This window comes from Mitsuokella sp. AF21-1AC, assembly GCF_003458855.1.
Taxonomy (GTDB): Bacteria; Bacillota; Negativicutes; order Selenomonadales; family Selenomonadaceae; genus Mitsuokella.
Genome location: NZ_QRVW01000055.1, coordinates 1 through 3,390 on the forward strand (window position 1 = coordinate 1; position 3,390 = coordinate 3,390).

Below are 3,390 nucleotides of genomic sequence, written 5' to 3' on the forward strand. Positions count from 1 at the left end.
ACCTTGTCCCCGTCCGTCTGGCTGTCAAGATCCGTCTTCATGTAGAACGTGCCATCATTGCCGCTGAAATTTTCCGCAGTCAGCTGCTGATAATCTGGATTAGCCGTCATATTCACCACGGCCCCGCTGTTCAGCGTGAGATTCGTGACTGAGCTGCCTCCCGTCATGTTCCACTGCGCCCCGTTCGACATATCCAGATTCAGTTCACTGCCCGGATCTGCCACCAGAGAAGCCCCGGTAAAACGGGAATCCCCCGTATTCATCCGCACATCCACAGCGCCACCATACCGGGCCATCATATTGCCGTCGATGATCTTGGTGCCATCTGCCGCCAAATCGATGAGGCTGCCCGTATCCAAGCTGACCAGGGAATACCGTCCGCCGGAAATCCGGGCAGCGCCCAGGAAATTCGCCACCCCCTGGTGTTCGCTGTATACCCCGATGCCCTTGCTGCCAGCTGCCGTGACAGTAATCCCATCCCCGGCCAGGGTATGGCTGTCGGTGCTGGTAAAAATGCCCGTAGCCGCCCCGGTTTCAGAAGAAGCCGAAACAACGGCTCCTTTTCCAAGGACATTTTCCCCACCAACATCGCTATAGGTTCCATAAGCATAACTGCTTTGACTGCTGGCCTGGATCTGGGCACTATCCCCGATTTGGTTCGTGCCCTCAGATTTTCCGTAGGTTCCATAAGCAGTACCGCTCTGGCTGCTGGCCTGGATCCGTGCGCTGTCTCCAATCCGGTTCGTGCCTCCGGTGGCGGCCAGGGCCATGCTGCTGTCAGCTTCCGAAGCAGCCGTCAGGACAGCTCCCGTACCAATCTGGTTTTCCCCGCTCTTATCTGCATACACACCGATGGCCATAGCCCCTTCTTTGGCAGTGACTTTCACTTGAGCCCCGTCTCCCAGGGTGGCTTTACTCCCTTCCTGTTGGGTAAAGATTCCTTCTGCCACTGCACTTTCCCCTGCAGTTGCCGTAAGAAAAGCCTGATTCCCCAGTTCCACGGTTCCGCCCACGGCAGAAATTCCCTGGGCAGAAGCCTGGGCGGAAGAAACCTGGAGCGTGGTATGGGCTCCTAGCTGGATGCTGCCCTTGTTCTGGGCAGATAAACCCTTCACTTCCACCTTGTTGTCTGCATCATGAGCAACCGAAATGGTCGTGCCATCACCGCCCTTCAGCAGACTTCCTTCATCCTGTACATCAGCTCCTATCACCAGGCCGGAATTGCCCTTCCATGGCGTTCCCTGGACACTCACTTCCGTGCGGCTGCCGCTGCCCAGATTCAGCACAGACCCATCCAAAATCTGCATACCGGCTACCAGACTGCTCCCATTTGCCCCGACCGTGACCTGATTCTGGCTGCCATCTCCCAGGGTGACCTGGGACTTCTGGTCCAGTTTGATTCCCACAAGGGAAATCTCATAGGAAGCGGTTCCGTTCTCCATGGTTTTGGTTTCCACCTGATTGTGCAGTCCCGCACCGATGGTTCCTTTGGCATCATGGAAACCGAGCCCACTGACTGTATTCGTCCACCCTTTCAGCAGGGTCTCTGTCTGGAGATTCTCACCCAGTTCAAAATCGGAATGCCACAGCTGGATGGCGGACAGAGACCCTTTTGAAGTGGATCCCGTCCTATCCATTTCCGCTTTCACCTGGCTGTCCTTGCCCAGTTTCAGGGTATTCCTCTGATTTTGTTCGTCTGCTTTCCCGCTCTGGATGCCATAGACAATCTCACTTTTGTCCTGCATCACCATGCCCCGCACCTGGATATCCGCCTGGTTCCCCACGGCCAGGCTGCCTCCCCGGGTGTTGAACAAGCCCACCGTATTCGTATCTCCGGCTACCCCCGTATCAGCCCGGACTGTCAGCTTCTCTCCGGTGGATACGGTTCCCCCAGCATTGTACAGGGCGCTGCCGTTCTGCAGGTTCCCATTGCCGGTTCCGATGCCCTGGTTGCTGTAGGTATAGGTCAGCCCCACCCCATCTCCCAGCTGCACCTGGGCCGTGCTGCTCTGGATTCCCAGGGCACTGCCGGAAAAATTATTTCCCTGGCCATTCAGGGTGATTTGCGTGCCGGTACCGATTTCTACAGTCCCTGTATATCCGTTTTGGATCCGGAGTCCCAACGCAGCGGTCTGTTGGTCTGCTTCTGTCAGAGTCCACTCGCTGGTAAAAGTCCCGGTAATGGACGGGGAATTGATTTTCACCGTACCGCCGCTGGCCGCTGACGACACAGTTAATGCCGCCAATGTAGTGTTGCTGCCCGCAGGATTTGTCGCTGTGGCATCAACGTTATCAGCAATCACTTGATCTTTCTGGTCGATTACCGATGATGCGGCTTCTCCATATCCCCAGTTGCTCATAGCCGCTACCGCCAACAAAAGGGCAGTTTCCAACTGTCTTTTCGATCTTCTTTTCATCATAAGAATCCTCTCTCTTTCGCGAATTTCCCCGGCTCTGTGCCGTCCATTCTTTCCCATTCATTCCACAAGCAAAGCCATTGATTCACGTAAAACCAGCTTAGAACTGCCAGGTCAGGCCGGCATTGATCTGCCACTTCGTTGTGATATCGCTCCTGAAGGTACGCTCCGCATCGGCATACATCGTGGCGGACGGGCTCAGGCGGTACGTGCCGCCGAAGCCGACTTCGTACCAGGTCTCCCCGTAGTCGACGCTCGTATCCAGGGATTCCCCATTTGCCGCGCGCATGTGTACATCCTGGCCGTTGCCAAACTCATGGAGCAGGGACGCTTTCAGGTAGTAATCGAACGGGTGACGTCCCTCGTCGTGCGTCTTGCCAAGGACAATGCCCAGACGGCCGATGGCACTGTTAAAGGCATCCCGTTCCACATGCGTCCCGCGGGACGTCGTATAGGATGTGTCGTTGAAATGACCCCAGACGAACTGAGCCTGCGGCTCCAGGAAGAATTCCCGCTTCTTGCCGCGATAGATGGTCTTGCCGTATTCCACGCTCAAGCTCTGCTCCCTCGTGCGATAATCGGCCGTATCCGGATAGGGACCGAACGTCGTGATATGGGAATCATCCCGGCCCAGTTTGGCCACGACATCCGTATACGAGCCATGATGGCCGAACCAGGTGCCGTACACCCCGCCTGCCAGGGTATGTTCTTTGCCCGTACCGGTCTTATAGTCCGGCGAAGCAATGCCACGTTCGCCAAAGAAACCATAGACGTTCGTCGGATTTTCACTGTATTCATAGCCCAGCTGGAAGATATTGTACTTGCTGTCCCAGCCATCGCCCGTCATCCTGCCGCCGCGGTCGCGCACCCAGATGCCATCGGCATCCTCCTTCTTGTCGCGCTGACGCAGATTGCCGCGGCGCTGGCGAAGCGTATCCAGGGTATGGCGGTACATGCCGTATACATCGTCGCC

The 3,390-nt window shown here is 56.4% G+C and carries 2 protein-coding genes; both read right to left on the minus strand.

The window, feature by feature from the left end; translation table 11 throughout:
- Positions 1–2,420, minus strand: a 2,420-nt coding sequence (locus tag DWX75_RS11825; protein WP_147671629.1) for a hypothetical protein, incomplete at its 3' end; no start/stop codon positions are given.
- 97 nt (positions 2,421–2,517) lie between these two features.
- Positions 2,518–3,390 (minus strand): autotransporter outer membrane beta-barrel domain-containing protein (locus tag DWX75_RS11830; protein ID WP_147671631.1); only part of this gene is annotated, 873 nt, incomplete at its 5' end.